Annotated in this window: 16 protein-coding genes and 1 pseudogene; 9 read left to right on the top strand and 8 right to left on the bottom strand. The window is 74.6% G+C overall.

Annotated features, from left to right (window positions below):
• Positions 1-11: 11 nt before the first annotated feature.
• From ACIRSS_RS43755 to ACIRSS_RS43745, 3 genes are read left to right on the top strand one after another with little or no spacing between them, the layout of a single operon-like run.
• Entirely contained in the window at positions 12-1,715 is a 1,704-nt protein-coding gene (locus tag ACIRSS_RS43755) for a fatty acyl-AMP ligase (protein WP_400906405.1), read from the top strand.
• Complete coding sequence (locus ACIRSS_RS43750) at positions 1,712-6,001, top strand: beta-ketoacyl synthase N-terminal-like domain-containing protein (protein ID WP_400906403.1); 4,290 nt, start codon at positions 1,712-1,714, stop codon at positions 5,999-6,001. Before ACIRSS_RS43755 ends, ACIRSS_RS43750 begins: the two co-directional genes overlap by 4 nt.
• Entirely contained in the window at positions 5,998-7,455 is a 1,458-nt protein-coding gene (locus tag ACIRSS_RS43745; RefSeq protein ID WP_400906400.1) for an MFS transporter, read from the top strand. The genes ACIRSS_RS43750 and ACIRSS_RS43745 overlap by 4 nt, the downstream gene beginning before the upstream one ends.
• Positions 7,456-7,497: 42 nt before the next feature.
• Here ACIRSS_RS43745 and ACIRSS_RS43740 read toward each other — a convergent pair whose 3' ends face one another.
• The 3 genes from ACIRSS_RS43740 to ACIRSS_RS43730 form a co-directional block, all read right to left on the bottom strand.
• Positions 7,498-8,637: a DICT sensory domain-containing protein gene (locus ACIRSS_RS43740; RefSeq protein ID WP_400906398.1), complete on the bottom strand. Its 1,140-nt coding sequence runs from the start codon at positions 8,635-8,637 to the stop codon at positions 7,498-7,500.
• Positions 8,638-8,720: 83 nt separating this feature from the next.
• The gene (locus tag ACIRSS_RS43735; RefSeq protein ID WP_400906395.1) at positions 8,721-10,217 is read right to left on the bottom strand and encodes a cryptochrome/photolyase family protein; all 1,497 of its coding nucleotides are present in this window, start codon (positions 10,215-10,217) and stop codon (positions 8,721-8,723) included.
• A gap of 10 nt (positions 10,218-10,227) precedes the next feature.
• Positions 10,228-10,872 carry a TetR/AcrR family transcriptional regulator gene (locus tag ACIRSS_RS43730; RefSeq protein WP_400906393.1) on the bottom strand — a complete coding sequence of 215 codons (645 nt, stop codon included), beginning with the start codon at positions 10,870-10,872 and terminating at the stop codon, positions 10,228-10,230.
• 83 nt (positions 10,873-10,955) lie between these two features.
• Between ACIRSS_RS43730 and ACIRSS_RS43725 the strand changes: the two genes are divergently transcribed.
• On the top strand, positions 10,956-11,699 hold the full coding sequence (locus ACIRSS_RS43725; protein ID WP_400906391.1) for an ABC transporter ATP-binding protein: 744 nt from the start codon (positions 10,956-10,958) through the stop codon (positions 11,697-11,699).
• Here the strand turns inward: ACIRSS_RS43725 and ACIRSS_RS43720 are convergent.
• The gene (locus ACIRSS_RS43720; RefSeq protein WP_400906388.1) at positions 11,678-12,124 is read right to left on the bottom strand and encodes a MarR family winged helix-turn-helix transcriptional regulator; all 447 of its coding nucleotides are present in this window, start codon (positions 12,122-12,124) and stop codon (positions 11,678-11,680) included. The genes ACIRSS_RS43725 and ACIRSS_RS43720 overlap by 22 nt on opposite strands.
• Before the next feature lie 54 nt (positions 12,125-12,178).
• On the opposite strand from ACIRSS_RS43720, the gene ACIRSS_RS43715 reads away from it, so the two are divergent.
• Together ACIRSS_RS43715 and ACIRSS_RS43710 are read left to right on the top strand one after the other, a co-directional pair.
• The gene (locus tag ACIRSS_RS43715) at positions 12,179-12,613 is read left to right on the top strand and encodes a nitroreductase/quinone reductase family protein (RefSeq protein ID WP_400906386.1); all 435 of its coding nucleotides are present in this window, start codon (positions 12,179-12,181) and stop codon (positions 12,611-12,613) included.
• Positions 12,610-13,806 (top strand): FAD-dependent oxidoreductase, encoded by a 1,197-nt coding sequence (locus ACIRSS_RS43710; RefSeq protein ID WP_400906384.1) that lies wholly within the window; start codon positions 12,610-12,612, stop codon positions 13,804-13,806. Before ACIRSS_RS43715 ends, ACIRSS_RS43710 begins: the two co-directional genes overlap by 4 nt.
• Here the strand turns inward: ACIRSS_RS43710 and ACIRSS_RS43705 are convergent.
• Positions 13,776-14,237 (bottom strand): SRPBCC family protein, encoded by a 462-nt coding sequence (locus tag ACIRSS_RS43705; protein ID WP_400906383.1) that lies wholly within the window; start codon positions 14,235-14,237, stop codon positions 13,776-13,778. The two genes, ACIRSS_RS43710 and ACIRSS_RS43705, sit on opposite strands and share 31 nt — an antisense overlap.
• A 77-nt stretch (positions 14,238-14,314) precedes the next feature.
• Between ACIRSS_RS43705 and ACIRSS_RS43700 the strand changes: the two genes are divergently transcribed.
• Entirely contained in the window at positions 14,315-14,734 is a 420-nt protein-coding gene (locus ACIRSS_RS43700; RefSeq protein WP_400906380.1) for a DUF4383 domain-containing protein, read from the top strand.
• Here ACIRSS_RS43700 and ACIRSS_RS43695 read toward each other — a convergent pair.
• Complete coding sequence (locus ACIRSS_RS43695; RefSeq protein ID WP_400906377.1) at positions 14,685-15,935, bottom strand: glycosyltransferase 87 family protein; 1,251 nt, start codon at positions 15,933-15,935, stop codon at positions 14,685-14,687. The two genes, ACIRSS_RS43700 and ACIRSS_RS43695, sit on opposite strands and share 50 nt — an antisense overlap.
• Positions 15,936-16,032: 97 nt before the next feature.
• On the opposite strand from ACIRSS_RS43695, the gene ACIRSS_RS43690 reads away from it, so the two are divergent.
• Together ACIRSS_RS43690 and ACIRSS_RS43685 are read left to right on the top strand one after the other, a co-directional pair.
• Positions 16,033-16,254 (top strand): hypothetical protein, encoded by a 222-nt coding sequence (locus ACIRSS_RS43690; RefSeq protein WP_400874535.1) that lies wholly within the window; start codon positions 16,033-16,035, stop codon positions 16,252-16,254.
• A gap of 20 nt (positions 16,255-16,274) precedes the next feature.
• Positions 16,275-17,468: pseudogene (locus ACIRSS_RS43685) on the top strand (cysteine desulfurase-like protein); the annotation flags it as partial.
• Positions 17,469-17,709: 241 nt separating this feature from the next.
• On the opposite strand, the gene ACIRSS_RS43680 reads toward ACIRSS_RS43685, so the two are convergent.
• Positions 17,710-19,113, bottom strand: a complete 1,404-nt coding sequence (locus tag ACIRSS_RS43680; RefSeq protein WP_400906374.1) for a M4 family metallopeptidase — start codon at positions 19,111-19,113, stop codon at positions 17,710-17,712.
• A 183-nt stretch (positions 19,114-19,296) separates the two neighbouring features.
• Complete coding sequence (locus ACIRSS_RS43675; protein ID WP_400906371.1) at positions 19,297-20,937, bottom strand: PucR family transcriptional regulator; 1,641 nt, start codon at positions 20,935-20,937, stop codon at positions 19,297-19,299.
• Positions 20,938-20,964: the final 27 nt, after the last annotated feature.

The following is a 20,964-nucleotide window of genomic DNA, read 5'->3' as shown; positions in this document are numbered from 1 at the left end:
GGAGAACCCCGATGTCCCTGCAGCACCTCGGCGGCGGCACCCTCACCGCCTGCCTGCGCCACTGGGCGGCGGCGACGCCCGACGAGCCCGCCGTGACCTTCCTCGACTTCGCCGCCGACCCCGCCGGGCGCCGCCGCGGCCTGACCTGGCGGCGGCTCGCCGAGCGCGTCGACGCCGTCGCGGCCGCGCTGCCGGTCCGGCCCGGCGACCGCGTGGCCGTGCTCTGCCCGCAGGGGACGGACTACGTCACCGGGTTCCTCGGCGCCGTCGCCGCGGGCGCGATCGCCGTGCCGCTGTTCGACCCCGGCCTGCCCGGCCACGCGGGGCGCCTCGCCGCGGTGCTCGACGACTGCGCGCCCGCGGCCGTCGTCACGACCACCGCCGCCCACGCCGCGGTGGCGGACTTCCTCGACGGCGCCGTCCCGGTCATCGCCGCCGACCGCCCCGGTCCCACGCGCTCGTGGCCGGCTCCCGAGGCGTCGCCGGACGACGTGGCCTACCTGCAGTACACGTCCGGTTCGACCCGCAGCCCGGCCGGCGTGGTGCTCACGCACGCCGCCGTGCTCGCCAACGTCGCCCAAGTCGTGAGCGGCCTCGGCCTCGACCCGGAAACGGCCACCACGGTGTCGTGGCTCCCGCTGTTCCACGACATGGGGCTCGTCCTCGGGCTGATCACGCCCCTCGCCCTGGGCCTGCGGTCGGTGCTGATGGACCCCCTCGCCTTCATCGAGCGCCCGGTCCGCTGGCTCGAACTGCTCGGCGACCACCCGGGCGCGTGGAGCGCCGCGCCGAACTTCGCCTTCCACTACTGCGCGACGCGCGTGCGCGAGCCGGAACGCCTGCGCCTCGGCGCCGTCGCGGCGATCGTCAACGGCGCCGAGCCGATCAACCCCGACGTCCTCGACCGCTTCCACACGACGTTCGCCGCCGCCGGGTACGCGCCCGAGAAGACGCGCCCCGCCTACGGCCTCGCCGAGGCGACCGTCTTCGTCACCACCGGCCCGGCCGCGGCCCCGAAGGTCACGACGTTCGACCGCGACGCCCTCGCGACCGGAACCGCGCGACCGGCCGGAACCGGCGTCCGGCTCGTCGCGTGCGGGGTCCCGGCCGGCCAGCAGGTCGCCCTCGTCGACCCGAACACCGCCGTCCCCCTCGCCGACGGAGAGGTCGGCGAAATCTGGGTCCACGGACCGAACGTCGGCGCGGGCTACTGGGAAAAGCCGTTGGAGAGCACCGAAACCTTCGGCGCCCGCCTGGCCGGCGACCACCCGGGGCTGCCCGAAGGCCCGTGGCTGCGCACCGGCGACCTCGGCGTCCGCCACGACGGCGAGCTGTACATCGCGGGCCGGATCAAGGACCTCATCATCGTCGACGGCCGCAACCACTACCCCCAGGACGTCGAGGCCACGGCCGCGTCCGCCGACCCCGCCATCCGCCCCGGCAGCGTCGCCGCCTTCGCCGTCACCGGTGCCGACACCGAATCCGTCGTCGTGGTCGCCGAGCACCGCACCCACGACGCCCTGACCGAGGACGCGGAACGCGCCCTCGCCGTCGCGGTCCGGCGGCTGGTCTCCGACGCGCACGGACTGTCCCTGCGGGACGTGCTGCTCGTCCCGGCCGGCCGGGTGCCGCGCACCTCCAGCGGCAAGATCGCGCGCGCCGCCTGCCGCGACCGCTACCTCGCCGGCGACTACCGAAAGGCCCTGGCGCGATGAGAAACCCCGACCTGCGCCACCGGCTCCTGGAGCTGCTCGCCGAACACACCGGCACCGACATCGAGCCGGACCGCCCGCTCGCCGACTACGGCCTGTCCTCCCGCCAGGCCGTCGGTCTCGCCGCCGACCTCGAAGACCTGGTCGGCACGCGGCTGCCCGCGACGCTGCTGTGGGAAAGCCCGACCGTCGACCACCTCGTCCGCAGCCTCACCTCGGGCGACGAGCCGGAGGCCCCGCCGGCCGACCGGCGACGGACCGACCCGGTCGCCGTCGTCGGGCTCGGCTGCCGCTGGCCCGGCGCCGACGGCGTCGAGGAGTTCTGGGACCTGCTGCGCACCGGGCGGGACGCCGTCCGGACGGCGCCGCCGGGCCGCTGGGACGCCGAGGCCGCGCCGGTCACCGGCGGCTTCCTCGACGACGTCGCCGGGTTCGACGCCGAGCACTTCGGCATCACCCCGCGCGAAGCCGCGACCATGGACCCCCAGCAGCGGATGCTCCTCGAAGTCGCCTGGGCCGCGCTCGAGCACGCCGGCATCGCCCCGGCGTCGCTGCGCGGCAGCCGCACCGGCGTCTTCACCGGGATCTCGACCCACGACTACGGTCACCTGACCCTCGCCGGTGCCGCCCCGGACCTGTGGACGGCGACCGGCGCGGCGGGCAGCATCGCCGCCAACCGGCTGTCCTACGTCTACGACCTGCGCGGCCCGAGCATGGCGGTGGACACGGCCTGCTCGTCGTCGCTGGTCGCGGTGCACCACGCCGTGCGCGCGCTGCGCGACGGTGAAGCCGGCCTGGCGCTGGCCGCCGGGGTGAACCTCATGCTGGTGCCCGGGCCGACAGCCGCGTTCGCCGCCGCGGGGCTGCTCGCCGGCGACGGCCGGTGCAAGACGTTCTCGGCCGGCGCGGACGGCATCGCGCGCGCCGAGGGCTGCGGCGTCGTCGTGCTCAAGCGGCTGGCCGACGCCGAGGTCGACGGCGACCGCGTGCTCGCCGTCATCCGCTCGTCGGCGGTCAACTCCGACGGCCGCTCCAACGGCCTGGCCGCCCCGAACCCCGGGGCCCAGCAGGCGATGCTGCGCGACGCCTACCGCGGCGCCGGGCTCGATCCGTCCACTGTGGACTACGTGGAGGCGCACGGGACCGGCACCCTGCTCGGCGACCCGATCGAGGCCGGCGCGCTCGGCGCGGTCCTGGGCGCGGGCCGCTCCCCCGGCGCCCCGCTGCTGGTCGGGTCGGTCAAGACGAACATCGCGCACGCGGAGGCGGCCGCCGGGATCGCCGGGCTGATCAAGGTCGTGCTCGCGCTGAGCCGGGGCGAACTGCCGCCGCAGCTGCACTTCACCGCGCCGAACCCGCACATCGCGTTCGACGACCTGCGGCTGAAGGTGGTCACCGAACCGACGCCGTGGCCGTCGTACTCCGGACGCGCCACCGCCGGGGCGTCGGCGTTCGGGTTCGGCGGGACCAACGCGCACGTCGTCCTCGAAGAGGCCGCGCCGATCGGTACCCCTTCTCCCGGTCCCGGCGTCCGGATCGGCCTGCTGTCCGCGCGCACCCGCGACCGGCTCGCCGAACGCGCGACGCAGCTGGCGGACTGGCTGGACTCGGCGCCGGGCCAGTCCCTCGCCGACGTCACGCACACGTTGTTCCGGCGTGACAACGGCGAGCGGCACCGGGCGGCGTTCGTCGCCGGGGACACCGCCGAGCTGGCCACGCTGCTGCGGGCCGTCGACGCCGATCCCCTGCCCGCGGGTGCGGCGACGGGAACCGCGGTGCCGGGCGAGGGGCCGGTGTTCGTGTTCTCGGGGCACGGTTCGCAGTGGACCGGCATGGGCCTCGGGCTGCTGGCCGCTTCAGCGGTGTTCGCGGCACAGGTGGACAAGCTCGGCGACCCGTTCACCGAGCACAGTGGACGGTCGTTGCGCGCGTTGCTCGGTTCGGATCGGCTGTCGCTGCCCGAAACCCAGCTGGCGATCTTCGGGACGCAGGTCGCGCTGGCCGCGCGGTGGGAGGCGCTCGGCGTCCGGCCCGCCGCCGTCGTCGGGCACTCGCTGGGCTCGGCGGCCGCGGCCGTGGTGAGCGGGGTGCTGACCGCCGACGAGGCCGTCCACCTGGTCGCCACCCGCGCGCGGCTACTGGGCACGCTCGGCGCGGGCGGCGCGATGGCCGCCGTCCCGCTGACGCCGTCGGAACTGCCGAGCGGGGTGGAGCTGGCCGTCGACTCCGCGCCCGGGCAGCTGACGGTGGCCGGGGAAGCGTCCACTTTGGACTCGCTGGTCGCGTCGCTGACGGCTTCGGGGCGAACCGCGCGCCGGCTGCCGGTGTCCGTCGCCGGGCATTCGTCCTCGGTGGACCCGATCCTGGGTTCGTTGCGGGACGCGCTGGCCGAGCTGGGCGGGCGGCGGCCGCTGGTGCCGTGGTACGACACGGTGCTGACGGACCCGCGCTCGCTGCCGGACTTCGACGCGGGCTACTGGGCGGCGCACGTCCGCCGCCCGGTCCGCTTCCGCCAGGCGGTGACGGCGGCGGCCGCGGACGGGCACCGGGTGTTCGTCGAGGTGTCGCCGCACCCGATCCTGCGCGGCTCCCTGGCGCGCACCCTGGAGGCGGCGGGCATCCGGGACGCGGTGGTGACGGGCACGCTGCGCCGGGGACAGGACGAGATCCGGGCGTTCGGAGCGGCCGCGGCGGAGCTGTACTGCGCGGGAACGCGCATCACGGTGAGCGCCCCGGACGACGGCGCGAGGTTGGCGGACGTACCACCGATGCCGTGGCGGCACGAACGGCATTGGTACACGGATGTTCCGGCGACGGCACGGGTGGCGAACCCGGCCGCCGGGCGGCGGCCCGGCCATGGGGGCGCCGCCGCGGACCTGCTCGCCACACACGCTCCGCTGCAGCCTGGCCCCAGGGCGGCCGCCGCGGACCCGCTCGCCACACCGGCCGAACCGCTGCTCGGCCGTGGAGGCGCATCAGCCGAGTCCCCCAGCCGGCCACCCGCTGCCGCACCCCTCACCGCGCGCGATCGGCTCACCGAGATCGTCGCCGCGGTCATGGGGCTCGCCCCCGCTCGCCTCGATGCCGACACCCCGCTCGTCGACCTCGGGCTCGACTCCCTGATGGCCAACCGGATCCGCGAAGCCGTCCGGCGGGAACTCGGCGCCGAACCCGATACCGCCGCCGTCTTGCGCGGCGCCACCCTCGCCGACCTCAACCGGGACCTCGCTCCCCGCGACGGCGAACTCCCCCGCCCCGCCCGCGGCCGCGCCTGGGACGCCGCCGACCGCCTCGTCCTGCGGCTCTGGCGCCGGCACACCGGCGACGAGCCGGGCCCCCTCGTCCACCTCGACGAGCGCCTCGCCCGGCTCCTCGCCACCGACCTCTCCGCCGAACTCGACACCCCGATCGACGCCGCCGACCTGCTGCGGCACGACTCCCTCGCCGCCATCGCCGACGTCGCGCGCGCCGTCCTCGACACGCGCGAAGCCCGCGGCCCGGTACACGTCCTCACCCCCGGCGACGCGGGCACCGCGCCCCTGCTGCTGTTCCACCCCGGCGGCAGCACGTGCACCGTCTACCGGCCGCTGCTCGACCGGCTGCCCGCCGCCGTGCCGTGCCTCGGCTTCGAACGCGTGCCCGGCACGAGCATCGAGGACCGCGTCGAACGGCTGCTGCCGCTGGTCCGCGCGCGGCTGCCGCGCGGGCCCTACCGGCTCGCCGGGTGGTCGTTCGGCGGCGCGCTGGCCTACGGCGTCGCGACCCGGCTCGCCGACGAAGGCGAAGACGTCGAGCTCGTCGCCCTCGTCGACACCATGCTGCCGCTGCCGGAACCCGGCCTCGACCCGCGGGCGTCGTCGGCGCGGCGGTTCCTGCGGTTCACCGGCTACGTCGAAGGCACGTACGGCCGCCCGGTCCGGCTCGGGCACGACGAGCTCACGCCGCTGCCCGAGGAAGAGCAGATCGAGCTCACCATGCGCCGGGTCGCCGAGGCCGGGCTGCTCAGCCCCGGCGTCCTGCGGCACCAACGCCAGTCCTTTTTGGACACACTCGCGGCGGAGCGCGGGGTCCCGCGTCGCTACGACGGCCGCGTGGTGCTCTACCGGGCGACCGAGCCGTACGCCGCCGGACTGGCCATGGAGCCGCGCTACTCCCGCTCCGACCTCGCCGCGGGCTGGGCGGACCTGTGCCCGCGGCTGGAGATCGTGCCGGTGCCCGCGCACCACCTGTCGGTCGTCGACCCGCCGCACGTCGACGTCGTCGCGCGGCACCTCGCGAGCTTGCTGTGAGGCGGCCGCTGCTGGCCGTCCTCGGCGCGGGGCTGTTCCTGGTGGCCGTGGACGCGACCGTGCTGCACGTCGCGCTTCCCGACCTCCTCCGGGACCTGCGCCCGGGCGCGGCGGCGCAGGTGTGGATCGTGGCGATCTACCCGCTCACGGCGGCGCCGCTGCTGCTGCCGTTCGGCACGCTCGGCGACCGCTTCGGACGACGGCGCGTGCTGGTCACCGGCTACGCGGTGTTCGGCGTGGCGTCGCTCGGGTGCGCGTTCGCCCCGGGCGTCCCGGCGCTGCTCGCCGCCCGGGCGGCGCTCGGCTGCGGCGGCGCGATGATCATGCCCGTGACGATGTCGCTGCTGCGGGAGCTGTTCCCCGACCAGCGCAGGCGGCGCACGGCGATCGCGGTGTGCAGCGGCGTCGCCGGGACGGGCTCGGTGTTCGGGCCGGTGCTGGGCGGGGTGCTCGTCGAGGCGTGGGGCTGGCGGGCGACGTTCCTGGTGAACCCGCCGGTGATCCTCGTGGCGGTGGTCGCAGCGCTGCGCTGGCTGCCGCGGTCGCCGCCCGGCCGACGGCCGTGGGACGCGCTCAGCGCCGTCCTCGCGGCGGGCGGCGTGCTCGGGATCGCGTTCGCCGCCGGGCCGTCGGGCGGCGGCGTTCTCGCCGGCGTGGCCGGGTGTGTCCTGTTAGGACAGTTCGTGCTGCGCCAGCGTTCCGCTGCGACGCCGTTGCTGGATCTGGCCTTGTTCCGCCGCCCGGGCGTGCCGGGTGCGGTGGGCGGGGTGCTGCTGGTGATGAGCTCGCTGGTGGGGCTCGGGGTGCTGCTGGCGCAGTACCTGCAGGTGGTGCTGGGACTGTCCCCGACGGCCGCGGCGGCGCGGCTGCTGCTGGTGCTCGGGGCGTCGGCGGTGGGCAGCGTGACGGCGCCGGCGCTGCTCGGCCGGTTCGGCAACGCGCGGGTTCGCACCGCGGGGTTCGCGGCGGCGGGGTCGTCGCTGGCGGTGCCGGCGGCGGGCGGGGTGACGTCGTGGTGGCTGGGCGCGGCGCTGGTCGGGTCCGGGTTCGGGATGGCGCTGGCGCTGACGTCGAGCACGGACACCTTGCTGTCGGCGGCCCCGCCCGGCCACGCTGGCGGCGCGGCGGCGGTGGAGAAGACGGGGTACGAGCTGGGCGCGGGCCTGGGCACGACGGCGTTCGGTTCGCTGGCGGCGACGGTGTACGCGGCGCGGCTGGTGGTACCGCCGGGAGTGCCGGCTCAGGCGGCCCGGCTGGCGACGGCGGGCCCGGTCCAGGCGGAGGCGGCGGCGCGGGAGTTCGCGGCGGAGGGGTTGTCGGCGGCCGCGCGGGCGGCGTGCACCGCGGGGGTGCAGGTGGCGGCGGGTGTCGCTGCTGGACTCTTTGCCGTCGCTGCAGTGGTTTCGGCGCTCAGCCGGGTCAGAAGTCGAGGTGCCGAAACGGCGGACGTATAGGTCGTTATACAGTCACCGTGCGAGCGGTTGCCGGGGCACTCGTCAGCGGAACCACGCGCCCGCCGCCGACCGCATCACCAGCCCCTGCGGCTCCGGCGGGATCGGCAACGACCCCTGGCTCGGCGGCCACAACGTCACCGCCGGCACCTCGCGCAACTGGGCGCGCAGCTTCTGCAGCGGCAACGGCCGCCGGCGGGTCAGCAGCGTCGTCGTGCGCGGGTGCAGGTCCACGAACGGGTAAGTCGCGTGCAACGCGGCCAGTCGGGACGCCAGGTGACGGCTGCGGATCGTCAGCTCCGCCGGCGGGACCGCCGGCTGGATCACCAGGAACTCCCCCGGCCCGAGCCGGACCGCGCGGTCGAGCGGGCGCAGGCCGCCGCGCAGGAGGTCGGCGATGTTCTGCTCCGTGTGCATCCGGACGCGCGTGCCGTGGCGGCGCTCGACCGCCGCCAGGTCGTCGACCGCGACCAGGACCAGGCCCAGCGGCACCGTGTCCGTCGCGTCGCCGAGCCACGGCGTGATGCCCGCCAAGGTGTCCAGTCCCGTCTCCGGGTCGACCGCCGGGCCCACCGGGACCGGCGCCGACGCGCGGGCCGCGTCCAGCCGGGACGCCACGTGCCGCAGCGCCGCCTCCGCGCGGCTCTCGACGTCGAGCGCCGCCGGGGTCTCCACCGATGCCAGGACCTCGCCGACCTTGCGCCGGACCGCCGGGGGCAGCCGGTCGCCCATGGCGTCGCGCAGCCGGACGACCTCGGCGTACGCCTCGTCGCGGCGCAGTCCCCAGCGGCCGCGGAACAGCCGCGCCCGCTCGACCGACGTGGCCCGCGGGTCGATCTCGTCCAGGTCCTGCGCGACGACCGACGCGCCGAACGTCGGCGACAGCACGGCGACCGACCACTCGCGCGCCATCGGCTCGTCGGGCCGCAGCAGCACCGGCGTGACGCCGTGAGGGAGGTCTGGCCGGCCCGAGTCGACCATGCCGACGACCGTGACGGCGGCCCTCCGCGCGATCTTCGCGTACATCTCGCGCTCGCGTTCGAAGTACGGCAGCCGCTGGAACAGCGCGAACACCACGGTGTCCGCGCCCGCCCCCTCGGCGAGGGCCGCGCGCTCGACCGCGTGCGACGCGGTCACCAGAGCGCGTTTGGACAGCACGCCAGCGCGCGGGTCTGCGTCGGGCATGGAGGGTCGCCTTCGCCGGGGTAAGGGAGGCAATCAACCTAAAAGAGCAAGCCCCATCCGGCTAGCCACACAATGAGGTGAAATCAGAAGTGGCGACGGTCAGCCTCACGGGCGACGACCTCGTCACGGTCCGCGAGCCTTTCCAAGCCCCGCAACGGCTGCCGCATCCGGTGGTTGTCCCGCAGCCGCCCGGCGTTGCGGTCGAGGAACGCCCAGTACCCGGCGGTGAACGGGCACGCGTCCGGCCCGGTCCGCTTCTTCGGGTCGAACGCACAACCGGGGCAATGGTCACTCATCCGGTTGATGTAGGCCCCACCGGCCGCGTACGGCTTCGTCGCGACGACCCCGCCGTCGGCGTACTGGCTCATGCCGATCACGTTCGCCGGCATCACCCACGGGAACCCGTCGACGAAGGCGGTGGCGAACCAGCGGGTCAGCTCGGCCGGGTCGTAGCCGCGCTGCAGCGCGTGGTTGCCGAGCACCATCAGGCGCTCGATGTGGTGGGCGTAGCCGCGGTCGCGCACGCCGGCCAGCGCGGTGCGCAGGCAGGCCGCTTCGACGGCGTCCGCGTCGAGCGAACGCCACCACTCCGGCAGCTTCCGGCGCGCCTGCAACGCGTTGCGGCGCAAGTACTCCGGCCCTTGGTACCAGTACAGGTGCCACACCCACTCGCGCCAGCCCAGCACCTGCCGGACGAACCCTTCGACGCTGCTCAGCGGCGCGTGACCGGCCCGGTAGCGCTCCTCGGCCCGCCGGATGACTTCGCGGGGGTCGAGCAGGCCGAGGTTGAGCGGGACCGACAACAGCGCGTGCGCCATCGCCCAGTCGTGGGTCAGCATGGCGTCCTGGTGCGGGCCGAAGACGGGCAGGCGGTGGTCGAGGAACCGCCGCAGCGCGCGGACGGCTTCGTCGTGCCCGACGGCGAACTGCCGCGGCCCGTCCAGCCCGACCGGCTGGATCTCCCCCGCGCGGACGGCTTCGTCGAGCTCGGCGCGGACGCGGTCGTCGATCTCGTTCTCCCGCGGGTGCCACGGCGCGGGGACGTCGAGCCGGGTCGTCTTCGGCGGCGGCTGCCGGTTGTCGTGGTCGTAGTTCCACTGCCCGCCCTCGGGTTCGCCGTCGGCTTCGAGCAGGACGCCGAACTTCCGGCGCTGGTCGCGGTAGAAGTCCTCCATGACGAACCGCTTGCGCCCGTCGGCCCAGAGCTTGAAGTCCTCTTTGGACAGCACGAAACCGGGCGTGGGCAGGATTTCCGTGACGACGCCTTCGTCGCGCAGCTTCCGGACGAAGGCGTCGGCGGCGTGCGACGTCGGCTCGTGCACGACGACCGGCCGCCCGAACCGCCGCAGCCCGGTCCGGTAGTCGGGCGCGTCGAGGAGGGTGACGCGGTCGCCGAGGTCGGCGGCGAGCCGGTGCAGCGCGGCCTGGACGAGGTGCAGTTTCTGCCGGTGGAACGGCTTCGCGCCGAAGGCGGCCGCCGACCGGATGAGCAGCACGTCGCGGCCGCGGTGGTCGGGGGTGCTGTGGAAGTGCGGCCCGAGCTGGTCGGCGAACAGCCAGAGCGCGGGCTCGTTTCGCATGAGCGGAACGCTAACCCGCTTCCGGCGGCTCCGCACGTCCGGTCAGGTAGGCGAGGGCGAGTTCGGTCGTTTCGCCGGCCCACGCGGTCCAGGTCAGCCCGTCGGGCCAGAACCGGCTGCTGGCCGCCCGGTGCACGCAGGAGCCGATGATGGTGCGCGCAGCCATCCTCAGGGCGAGCGTGGAGTCCGGACGGCGGACCTCCTGGACGCAGGGGTGGGCGGCTTCGACGAAGGCCTGCTGGATCGCGGCGAGGGCCCGCAGGCCGCGATCACGCCCGTCGGCGCGCTGCCCGTCGAGCAGCTCCGGGAAGATCCGGTCGCGGGTCGCGAAGGTGCGCGCCAAAGCCGTCGTGAAGGCACCGACCACAGCACGCAACCCGGGCTCCGCCGAGCGGAGGGCTTCGCCGACGCCGGCTTCCAGCTGTCCGAGAAGCTCGTCTTTCACGGCGTAGAGCAGCTGGTCCTTGCCCGTGAAGCGGCGGTAGATGGCCCCGACCGACAACCCGGCCCGCTCGGCCACCGCGCCGACGGTGAACTCCTCGACGCCGCGCTCGGCCAGGACGTGTTCGGCCGCGGCGAGCACCTTCTGCAGGGACTCCCGGCTGCGAGCTTGCTGCGGCGGCCGGAACCCCGGCTCGGCGGACGGCTGACGCACCGTCACCTCCCTCCGGCGGGCGCCGGCGGCCCGCTCGAATGCGAATGATAACTTGCGTTCGCATCTGGCAGTGGGAGGGCAGCATGGTGAGCATCGAGGTGCGGAACGCCTCCGTCGACTTCCCGGTCTTCGACGCCAAGACCCGGTCGCTCAAGAAGCAGGTACTCGGCAAGGCCGGGGGCGCGATCGGCACCGAGGCGAAGGTCCCCGTCATCGAGGCGCTGCGGGACATCACGCTGTCGATGGGCGACGGCGACCGCGTCGGCCTGGTCGGGCACAACGGCGCGGGCAAGTCCACGCTGCTGCGGCTGCTTTCCGGGATCTACGAGCCGACCCGCGGCAGCGCCCGGGTCACCGGCCGGATCGCGCCGGTGTTCGACCTCGGCGTGGGCCTCGACCCCGAGGTTTCGGGCCACGAGAACATCCTGATCCGCGGCCTCTTCCTCGGCATGTCCCGCAAGCAGATGGAGAAGCGGGTCGACGACATCGCGGAGTTCACCGAGCTCGGGGACTACCTGCGGCTGCCGTTGCGCACCTACTCGGCCGGCATGCGGGTCCGGCTGGCGCTGGGCGTGGTGACCACCATCGACCCCGAGATCCTCATCCTCGACGAGGGTCTCGGCGCGATCGACGCGGCGTTCCTCGCCAAGGCCCGCGGGCGGCTCGTCGACCTCGCCCGCCGGGCCGGGGCGCTCGTGTTCGCGTCGCACTCGGAGGAGCTGCTGCGCGCCCTGTGCACCAGCGCGCTCTGGATGGACGAAGGCCGGATCCGTGCGAGCGGGTCCCTGGACGAAGTCCTGGCGGCCTACCGCGGCTCGGCGGCGTAAGCGCGCAAGACCTCCGTGGTGTCGCCGAGGAACTTCGCCACCACCTCGGCCTCCCCCGGGGCCAGTTCCGCCGTCAGCCGCGTCACCGCGTCCACCAGCGGGGCCAGCGCCGCGCGGACCTCGGCGCGCGCCGCCTCCGCCACCACCAGCGTGATGCGCCGCCCGTCGCTCGGGTGGCGGTCGCGGCGGACGTGGCCCGCCGCCTCCAGCCGGTCGACCAGGACCGTGGCCGAGGCCGACCGGATCTTGAGCGCGTGCGCCAGGTCGACCGTGCCCATCGGGACTCCCGTCGCCAGGTGCTGCAGCGCCTGCACGTCGGTCGCGCCGAGGCCCAGGCGGCGGGCCAGGGCCAGCTGGACGTCGTGGGCGAGCGCCAGCAGGTCCCGCAGGGCGAGGTTCACCCGGAGCGCCACACCGTCTTCCACCGGCCCATTCTAAGGTAGCTAGACAATCTAGCGAGTTTTGCTACCGTGGAACGCGTGGACGTCCGAGCGATGAACGCCGAAATGACCGCCAAACTGATCGACGCCCCCGGCGAGGCACCACCCGAAGGCGGGTACGCGCTGCGCGTCGTCGAGACCCGGGGCCGCAGCACCGGCGAGCCGCGGCGCGTGCCGCTCGCCGTCGTCGCGCGCGACGGCGGGCACTACCTCGTCTCGCCCGTGCGGGACCGCGACTGGGTCGCGAACCTCCTGGAAACGCCGGACTGCGCGCTGCTCGCCGCCGGCGAACGCCAGGACTGCCGCGCCGAAACCGTCGATGGCGCCGAGGCCGCCGGCGTGGTCGCGACCTACCTGGCCGCGATGTCGGTGCCGTGGGCCGTCCGGGCGTTCCCGGTCCCGCAGGACGCGACCCCGGACCAGATCCTCGAGCACGTTCCCGGGATGGCGGTCTTCCGATTGGAGCCGGCGTGAGCGTCGCCGTCGCGGGCGGCGGGCCCGGCGGGCTGCTGCTCGGCTACCTGCTCGCCCGCGCCGGGATCGAGGTCACCGTGCTCGAAGCGCGGTCGGACTTCGACCGCGACTTCCGCGGCGACTCGCTGCACCCCTACACCCTCGAACTGCTCGACCGCCTCGGCCTGGCCGAGGACCTCCTGGCGCTCGACCACTTCAAGGCGCGCTCGTTCCGCTTCCACACGCCGTCCGGCGTCTACAGCTGCGCCGACTACGACCGGCTCGACACCCCGTTCGGCTACGTCGCGCTGATGCCGCAGGTGCGCTTCCTCGACTTCCTCGCCGAGCGAGCCGCGAAACTGCCGTCGTTCACGCTCAAGACGAACGCCAAGGTCACCGGCCTCCTCGAAACGGACGGGAAGGTGACCGGCGTCCGGTTCCGGGGCGGCGAACTCGAGACGTCGCTCGTCGTCGGCGCCGACGGGCGGTTCTCGACGGTCCGGCGGCTCGCGGGCCTCGACGCGAAGCCGCTCGGCGCCACCACCGACCTGCTCTGGTTCCGCCTCCCCCGCTCCCCCGGCGACCCGCGCGACGCCGACCTCGACCTCTACTTCGGGCGCGACGCCTACGTCGGCGTCCTCGGCGGCGTTCACGACTGGCAAGTCGGCTACAGCCTCGAAAAGGGCGCCTACCCGGCGTTGCGCGAACGCGGCGTCGAGCCGATCCGCGCGTTCCTGCGCGACCGCGTTCCGTGGCTGGCCGACCGCGCCCACCTGCTCACCGGCTTCGCCCAGACCACGCTGCTGTCGGTCGACATCTCCCGCGTCGAGCGCTGGCACCGCCCGGGCCTGCTGCTGCTCGGCGACGCGGCGCACGTCATCTCCCCGGTCGGCGGCAACGGGATCCTGATGGCCGTCCAGGACGCCGTCGCCGCGGCGAACCGGCTGATCCCCGCGTTGCGCCGGGGCGAAGTCACCTCAGCCGACCTCGCCGGCGTCCAAGCCGACCGGATCGCGGCGATCGAACGGGTGCAGGCCGACCAGGTCAAGGTCGAACGGCGCGCCGCCGCCGCGCGCGCCCGGGGCCGCGGCGCCGCGCCGCCGGCCTTGCTCAAGCTCCTCTTCGCCATCCCGGCGCTGCGCACCCGCGGCGCCCGCGGCAACGCCTACGGGCCGTTCCCGCCTCAGCTCGACGAGTCGCTCTTGGCGTCGTAGGACGTCCAGCCGCCTTCACCTTCGGCCGCCTCGACGTCCGCGTCGGCGCTCGCCGCGTGGGTCATCGCGGCCACGGTGCGCTCCAGCCCCTGCTGGACCTCGCCGCCGTCGGCCTTCCGGACGCTGTGCAGCGTCACGGTGATCTCCGACGACGCCGGGCCGTCCTCGGCGATCCGCAGCTCGCCGTGGTAGTCGTCGGGACCTTCGGCGCCCCAGGACAGCGACCGGTTCGCCGCGTCGGTGTGCAGCCAGGCTTCGCCGGCGACGCGCTGACCGTGCACTTCCGCCTCCACGTGCACGCTGTCACCGCCCTTCAGCTCGGCGACCTTCATCTCCGGGAAGTACCGCGGCAGGTTCTCGGGGTGGCTCAGGAACGCGAACAGCTCGTCCGCCGGGACGTCGGCGGTCGCGGTGTGGCGGTACTCGGTCATCGGATCACCTTTCGTCGACCCCTCGGTTACCCCTGAAGTCGTGCATTAAAAGGCGTTTTGCGGGGAACCTGGTGGACATGACGGCCACCGAACCCGAGACCCGGCGCGGTCCCGCCCCCATCCAGGGCCTGGGCATGCTGATCGGTTTGCTGTTCCTCGTGCTCGCCGCGCTGGAACTGATGTCCGGGGTCACCGACGGCGCGGGCCCGCACCAGCTGTTCGGGTTGTTCTCGGTGTCCGGGCTGTGGGCGTTGCTGCACCTGCTGACCGGCGCCGCGGCGGTGTTCTGCACCCGCTCTTCGCGCCTGGCCTCCCGGTTCCTGGTCGCCGCGGGCGCCGGCTACGCCCTGGCCGGCCTGGCCGGCCTGCTCCCGCTGCCGCAGGCGGTCACCGACGTGCTGCCGCTGAACACCGCCGGGATCTGCCTCGCCCTCGCCCTCGGCACGGTCATGCTGGTCCTGGGAGCCGGCTCGCTGCAACGGGGACGGCGCCGCTGAAGTCCTCCTCGGCGCGAGGGAACCGCACCAGCACCGCCGAGACCAGCACGGCGAGTCCGAAGAGGACGTAACCGTTGCCGGTGAGCTGCTGGAGGAACGTCCAGCCGCGCTCCGCTTGCCCGCCGCGCGGCCACCACCACTGCGGCCCCGCGACGAACAGCACCGCGCCCGCCCCGGCCGCGACGGCGAACCCGCGCCGCCGGGTCCGGCGCGCCAGCTCCGCCCAGCCGAGCAGCACGACCACCGCCCAGACCCAGTGGTGCGTCCACGAAATCGGGGAGATCAGCAGCCCGCCGACGGCGTTGACGCCGAGGGCGACCGTCTTCTCCCCCGCGTCCAGCGCGCGCCGCACGCCCAACGCCGTCAGCACGAGGACGACGGCCACCAGCGGCAGCCACCACGCGGTCCGCGCGCCGGCGGGCACCCCGGCGCGGGCGAGCAGGCCCAGCAGCGACTGGTCGCCGGCGTAGGTCGGCTCGCCGACGCGGCCGGTGTCCCACAGCGCGCCCGTCCAGTACCGCACCGAGTCGGCGCCGGCGAGCAGGAAGCCCAGCGCCGTCGCCGCGACGAACGTGACGGCGCTCGTCACGGCCGCCCGGGTGTCCCGGCGGAGCAGGAAGTACAGGAGGAACACCGCCGGGGTCAGCTTGATCGCGGCGGCGAGCCCGATCAGCAGGCCGCGCGGCCACCGCGGGGTGTCGACCAGGACGTCGAGCACGACGAGGGCGAGCAGCAGCAGGTCGATCTGGCCCGCGTACACCGTGCGCAGCACCGGCTCGAGCACTTCGGCGGCCAGCAGCAGCGTGCCGACCCGGCGCCAGTCGGCTCGCGCGCCGAGCGCCCGCAGGACCGTGACCAGCACCAACGCCAGCAGCCCGAGGGTGCCGACGGTGACCACCAGGCAGGCGGCCCAGTACGGCAGGACGGCCAGCGGCGCCAGCACGACCGCCGCGAACGGCGGGTAGGTGAACAGCAGCAGCTGGCCGTCGCCGGTGGGCGGCAGAGTCCCGTAGAGCGCGTCGCCGTGCAGCAGGACCGCCGACCCGAGCCGGTAGACGTCCAGGTCGACGCGGTAGGCGGGGAACCGCACCCGGCCGTCGTTGTACGACACCAGGAGCACCGCCAGGACGAGCACCTGCGCCCCCAGCAGCACGTACGCGTTCCCGAGTCTGGCCCGCACCCACTGTCCCCCTCGGATCATCTTCCGCATTCTGTCGGGTCCCAGCGGCGGCGCCATCCGGGAAACCCCCGGAGCGGCCCCGGAGAAAACAGGTTGCCCGGCGTGCCAGCCTGGGCGGATGGGGACACCGACCGGCTTCGCCTACCGCGTCGACGAACGCGGCACCGTCACGATCACGCACCACGGCCGCCCGGCCGGGACGCTGCGCGGGTCCGCCGCCGCGCGCTTCCTGGCCGCCGCCGACCGCGGTGACGACCGGCAGCTGCTGATGGCCCGGGCCACCGGCAACTACAAGCACGGCAACGAACGGCGGGCCCGCGAGCACCCCCGCAACCGCTGACTTCCTGGCACGCTGGCGCCATGAGCTACGACGTGCAGACGATCCGCAAGCACTTCCCCGCCCTCTCCGCCGCGCACTTCGACGGCCCGGGTGGCTCGCAGGTTCCCGACGTCGTCGGCGAGGCCGTGGCCGGGACGCTGTGCGCCGCGATCGCCAACCGCGGCGTCGTCACAGCGGCCGAACGCCGGGCGAGCGCGGTGGTCGCCGAAGCGCGCCAGGCCGTCGCCGACCTGCTCGCCGCGGACCCGGCCGGGGTCGTCTTCGGCCGCAGCATGACGCAGCTGACCTACGACTTCTCCCGGACGCTGGCCAAGAACTGGGGGCCGGGCGACGAGGTCGTCGTCACCCGGCTCGACCACGACGCGAACATCCGGCCGTGGGTGCAGGCCGCGGAAGCCGCGGGCGCGACCGTGCGCTGGGCGGACTTCGACCCCGCGACCGGGGAGCTGGCCGCGTCCGCCGTGACCGGGCTGCTGTCGGAGCGGACGCGGCTGGTGGCGGTGACGGCGGCGTCGAACCTGCTCGGCACCCGGCCGGACGTCCCGGCGATCGCGGCCGCGGTGCACGACGCCGGCGCGCTGCTGTACGTCGACGGCGTGCACCTCACCCCGCACGCCCCGGTCGACGTCACGGCGCTGGGAGCCGACTTCTACGCGTGCTCGCCGTACAAGTTCCTCGGCCCGCACCTGGGCCTGGTCGCGGGGGCGCCGGCGCTGCTGGAGACCCTGCACCCGGACAAGCTGCTGCCCTCGACCGACGCGGTCCCGGAGCGGTTCGAGCTGGGGACGCTCCCGTACGAGCTGCTGGCCGGCACGACCGCGGCGATCGACTTCCTGGCGGGCCTGGTGCCGGGGTCGGGCTCGCGCCGCGCGCGGCTGCTCGGGTCGTTGTCCGCGTTGGAGGAGCACGAAAACGCGCTCCTCGCGCGCTTGGACGCCGGGTTGGCCGCGCTCCCGGGCGTGACGCGCTACGGCGCGCCCGACCGGGACCGGACGCCGACGGTCCTGTTCTCCGTCGACGGCGTCGCGTCGCAGGCGGTGTACGAGCACCTCGGGGCGCTGGGCGTCAACGCGCCGGCGGGGAGCTTCTACGCGATCGAGTGCTCCCGGCACCTCGGGCTCGGCGACACGGGCGCGGTGCGGGCGGGAATCGCGCCGTACACCACGGAAGCCGACGTCGACGCGCTGCTCGCCGGCCTGGAATCGCTCTCGCGGTCGTGGGGGGGGGGGGGGGGGGGCCCGCCCCCCCCCCCCCCCCCCCCCGGGGGGGGGGGGGGGCGGGGGGGGGGGGGGGGCGGGGGGGGCCCCCCGGGGGGGGACCAGGGGGGCGGCAAGCGCCCCCAACCCCCCGCACGCCGCGGCCCCCGCGCCGCGCCCCGGCCTGTAACCGCCCGGGGGGGGGGGGGGGGGGGGGGGGGGGCCCCCCCCCCCACCCCTCACGATCCGTGGGAGTTCGTCAGCTGGGGTCCTGGTCCAGCTGGGTGGCCTTCACCGCGTTGCCGACCTGGGTGCAGTCGTCGGCGGTGATGCCGGCCGTGCCCGCCTTGGCGAGCGCCGCGCACGAGGAGTTGAGGGCGTCGCCGACGTCCTTGAACGTCGCGCTCTGCGTCAGCGTGTTCTCGACGCCCCACCAGACCTGGACGGACTTCTCGAGCCCGAGGCCGCGCACGGTCTGGCCGTTGAACGTGTCGCCGTCGGTGATGAGGTAGTCGGCCTTGTTGACGACGCCGTCGTTGATGTGCTCGTCCGGGTTGTTCGTGTCCCAGCCCGGGCCGTTGACCATGTCCGGCTGCGGTTTGAGCGAGGAGCGCGGGTCCTTCATGTTCCGGATCGCGCCCAGCGACGAGCCCGCGCCGAGCAGCCAGCGGTTGTCACCGGTGTCGTTGGGATCGTTCGAGGTGATGCCGATGAACTTGCCGAAGACGTCGGAGAGGCCTTCGTTGATCGAGTCGGCCTGACCGCCGCTCAGCCCGGACGTGTGCTGGGTGACACCGTGCGTCAGCTCGTGCCCGGTGATGTCGTCGGTGGTGACGCCCTCGCCGAAGGCCATCTGCTCGCCGTCCCAGAAGGCGTTCGCGAACGGGCATTCGCCGCTGACGCAGATCCGGACGGTGCCGCGCAGCGCCTTGCCGGTGCCGTCGGAGTAGTCGGCGCCGATGAGGTTCGTGAGGTCGACGTTAACGTACTTCTGGTAGAAGTCCGAAGCCTGGCCGAAGAACGTGTAGACGTTGTTGACGTCGGCGACGCTCGACTCGGCGCCGCCTTCCTTGCGGGTGACGTCGAAGGCGGTGCCGCAGCGGACCGACGCGTTGCTGCCGCTGACCACCTTGCGGTTGGCGTCGCAGACGTCCCGGTTGGCCTCGCGGACCTCCGACCACGACGTCAGGACGTCCTGCGTGCCGGCTTTGACGACCTCGGTCCACTTGTCGTTCAGCTTCGCACCGTGCACGGTGACCTGGTAGGTCGGCACGGCGACGCCGTCGCCCTTCGCGCCGCCGAGGGTGGCGTCGTACCAGTACGCGCGGGGCGCGTCGGCCTTGAGCGTGTTCGCGGCGAGGCCGGTGCGCTTCGCGACGTCCGCGAGCGCGGCGTCCGCGGCACCGGCGGCGCTCGCCGGGAAGGCACCCGCGGTCTTCTTCGCGGTGCGGCCGCGGGTCGCGAGGACCGCGCCGGTCTTGTCGCGCAGCTGGACCAGCTGGCCGCCGAACACCGGCACCCCGCCGATCTCCTGCTGGGACCGCACGACGCTGCCGAACGGCATCGCGAGGGAGTTCAGCGCATGCATCGACGGCTGCGCGATGGTCGCGTAGGCCGGCGAGCCGGTCATGGCCAGCGACACCGCGACGACGGCCGCGCTCACGACCGCCGTCCCTGCGATAGCCCGTTTGCGTGACACCCGGTACACCTCCGTGGAAGCTTGATCACCTGACGTGAAGTCCGAGCAGGGTCACATGCCCCGAAGGGGTCGCACACCGGTCGAAAGTAGGTAAGTCACCATGTGGGCGTCGTAAGTCGGTAGTTAATCACCGACATTTCGGACAGGTCAGGAAGCGGGCGGGGCCACCACCCGCAACTGAAGCATCGCCGCGAAGCGGGCCTCCGGATCCGTCATGTCGAACCCGCCGACCTCCGCCAGCCGGCGCAGGCGGTACCGGAACGTGTTCGGGTGGACGTGCACCGCCGCCGATGCCGCGATGACGTCGCCGAACGCGTCGAGCCACGCCCGGAGCGTCTCCACCAAGTGGGCGTGGTGCTGCTCGTCGTACTCGAGCAGGCGCGCCACCGGGCCCGTCGGGCGGTCGCCGCGGGCCGCTACCAGGTCCTGCAGCTCCAGCAGCAGCGCCTCGACGTGCACGTCCGCCAGCGATGCCACCCGGCGGCCCGCGCCGCTGCCCGAGCGCAGCACGCGCAACGCCCGGTCCGCACTGTCGCGGGCTTCCGGCAGCTCGGCCGCGCTGCGCGCCACCGGCCCGATGCCGATGACCGCCCGGACGCGGTCGCCCACCCGGTCCAGGAAGTCCTTCGCGATCCGCAGCGCGCGGCGTTCGCCGTCGGCGTCGCGGGTCACCGGCACCAGCCCGTACGCCGTGTCGCCGACGAGCGCCGCCGCGCAGCGCGGGTGGACCGCGCTCAGGTGCATCGCCAGGCCGTCGGCCAGCCGCTGCCGCTCGGTCGCGACTTCGGCGTCTTCGGCGCCGTTCTCCAGCACGGCCAGCGACAGCACGACCACCGGCTGGTCCGCCAAACCCAAGCGGCTCAACGCTTCCCGCGCGGCCGCCCCACCCTCCAGCGCCGTGCTCAACAGGTCCGCGCGCAGCCGGCGTTCGACGTCGGCGCCCGCCCGGACGCGCAGCAGGTGAAGCGCCACCAGGCGGGCCGCGTCGCACAGCGCCTGGGTGCGGTCGGCGGTCAGCGGTTCGCGCACCGCGGCCCAGATCGAGCCGAGGATCTCGTCGCCCGCCCGGACCGCGACGGCCACGCGCGGGATCATGAACCCGTCCGGGCTCTCCGGCGGCCGGTCGACGTACACCGGCCGGTCGCTGCGGTAGAGCTCGCGGAACACGCCGCGGTCGGCCAGCATCCGCGAGAACCGCTCGGGCACCTGCCGGCCGAGGATCGTCTCGACGCGCGAGGGGTCGGCTTCGTCCTGGCGGCCGGAGAACGCGAGCACGCGCGAGCGGCGGTCCTCGATGGTGACCGGCGCGTCGATGAGCGCCCCGATCGCGTTGGCCACGGCGAAGAGATCGCCCGACGGCAGGCCGGCCAGGGTCTCGGGTTCGGCGTCGCCGACGTCGCCCTCGGCCAGCAGCGACCGCAGCATCGCCGCGAGCTGGGCCCACGACGCCCCGCGGGCCAGGCTCAGCAGCGCGACGCCGGTCTCCTCGACGGCGGTGGTGATCGCGGCCGTCACCGTGACCGGCGCGCGGAGCACCAGCCCGGCCGCGTCGTGCCGGGCCAGGACGCGCAGCTGGCGCACCACCTCGTCGGGTTCGGCGAGGCCGACGCCCAGCACCAGGGCGTGCTGCGGGAGGGCGGGCTCGTCGAGCGGGTCGTGGATGGCGACGCCGCCGATGCCCCCGGGCCGGTCGGCGTCCCCCAGCACCAGGTCCAGGAGGGTGCCGCCCAGGTCGTCGAGGACGCGGCCGAGGCTGGCGTGCGGGCGCAGGTTCACCGAAACGAGCACCTCCCGAAGCTAGGCGGGACACCGCCA

The organism is Amycolatopsis sp. NPDC101161 (assembly GCF_044768185.1).
Lineage (GTDB): Bacteria > Actinomycetota > Actinomycetes > Mycobacteriales > Pseudonocardiaceae > Amycolatopsis.
Note: the sequence above shows the minus strand (reverse complement) of the source record. Positions and strands in the feature narration are given on the sequence as shown.

Coding starts and splice junctions, on each gene's coding strand:
- ACIRSS_RS43740 (WP_400906398.1), bottom strand. CDS start 8,637: ATGCCCGACGCAGACCCGCGCGCTGGCGTGCTGTCCAAACGCGCTCTG.
- ACIRSS_RS43695 (WP_400906377.1), bottom strand. CDS start 15,935: ATGATCCGAGGGGGACAGTGGGTGCGGGCCAGACTCGGGAACGCGTAC.
- ACIRSS_RS43755 (WP_400906405.1), top strand. CDS start 12: ATGTCCCTGCAGCACCTCGGCGGCGGCACCCTCACCGCCTGCCTGCGC.
- ACIRSS_RS43700 (WP_400906380.1), top strand. CDS start 14,315: ATGACGGCCACCGAACCCGAGACCCGGCGCGGTCCCGCCCCCATCCAG.
- ACIRSS_RS43750 (WP_400906403.1), top strand. CDS start 1,712: ATGAGAAACCCCGACCTGCGCCACCGGCTCCTGGAGCTGCTCGCCGAA.
- ACIRSS_RS43705 (WP_400906383.1), bottom strand. CDS start 14,237: ATGACCGAGTACCGCCACACCGCGACCGCCGACGTCCCGGCGGACGAG.
- ACIRSS_RS43735 (WP_400906395.1), bottom strand. CDS start 10,217: ATGCGAAACGAGCCCGCGCTCTGGCTGTTCGCCGACCAGCTCGGGCCG.
- ACIRSS_RS43690 (WP_400874535.1), top strand. CDS start 16,033: ATGGGGACACCGACCGGCTTCGCCTACCGCGTCGACGAACGCGGCACC.
- ACIRSS_RS43725 (WP_400906391.1), top strand. CDS start 10,956: ATGGTGAGCATCGAGGTGCGGAACGCCTCCGTCGACTTCCCGGTCTTC.